1 protein-coding gene is annotated in these 1074 nt (G+C 50.2%); it reads left to right on the plus strand.

Annotated features, from left to right (window positions below; translation table 11 throughout):
• A partial coding sequence (locus tag O9X78_RS20740) for an IS4 family transposase (RefSeq protein ID WP_269621589.1) occupies positions 1-1074 on the plus strand: 1074 nt, incomplete at both ends.

Here is a 1074-nt window from a genome sequence, read left to right on the forward strand (position 1 = left end):
CAAGCCTTGGCACATCATAACACGGTATTTTCTCAATTGCTGAAACTGGTATCGAGACATGAATTTGAAACCCTCGCTAAACAGCACCACGAGGGGCAAAAACTGCGCAAAATGTCGCGCTGGTCTCAGTTCGTTGCGCTGAGCCTGGCACAACTTTCTGGCCGATCCAGCTTGCGCGATATCGTCAGTAACCTGTCTGCTCAAGCAGCCCGGCTTTACCACCTCGGCGCCGGCAATGTGACGAGAAGCACCCTTTCCCGCGTCAACGAAAGTCAGCCCTATACGCTTTACGAAGCGCTGTTTCATAAGCTGCTTTCCCGCTGCCACGGCGTCGCACCAAAGCATGGATTTCGTTTCGGGAATAAGCTGTATTCCCTCGACTCCACCACTATTGACCTTTGCCTTTCCGTGTTTCCCTGGGCAAAATTCCGCCGCGCCAAAGGGGCGGTAAAAGTGCATGTGGGCCTCGATCATGATGGACTGCTTCCCAGCTTCGTCAGTATTACCGATGGTAAAAAGCACGATGTCACTATCGGTCGCGTTCTTGAATTCCCTGCGGATAGCATTGTGGTCATGGATCGCGCCTACACTGATTATTCATGGTTTAACGCCCTGAATGATAAAGGAATTTTCTTTGTCATCCGGCAAAAACGTAATGCCACGTACCGTATTGTTGAACGCCGCGATGCCATCAAATCCAAAGGCCTGACCTGCGATCAGACAATTCTCATCACCGGCGCCAATGCAAAGTCTTGCCCTGGTCCTTTGCGCCGGATCGGCTTCCGTGACCCTGAAACCGGCAAGCACTATGTGTTTCTGACCAATAATTTCCATCTTGCCGCCAAGACGATTGCCGATATCTATAAGTCCCGCTGGCAAATCGAATTGTTCTTCAAATGCATCAAGCAAAACCTGAAAATCAAATCCTTTGTTGGCACATCCAAAAACGCGGTCATGACCCAGATTTGGATCGCCATGTGTGCCTATCTGCTGCTGGCCTGGATTAAGTTCAGCAGCCAAATTGATCGCAGCCTGCAGCAAATGATTCGCCTTCTTCAGCTCAATTTATTTGAG

The sequence above is a fragment of the Zhongshania aquatica genome (assembly GCF_027257955.1).
Lineage (GTDB): Bacteria > Pseudomonadota > Gammaproteobacteria > Pseudomonadales > Spongiibacteraceae > Spongiibacter > Spongiibacter aquatica.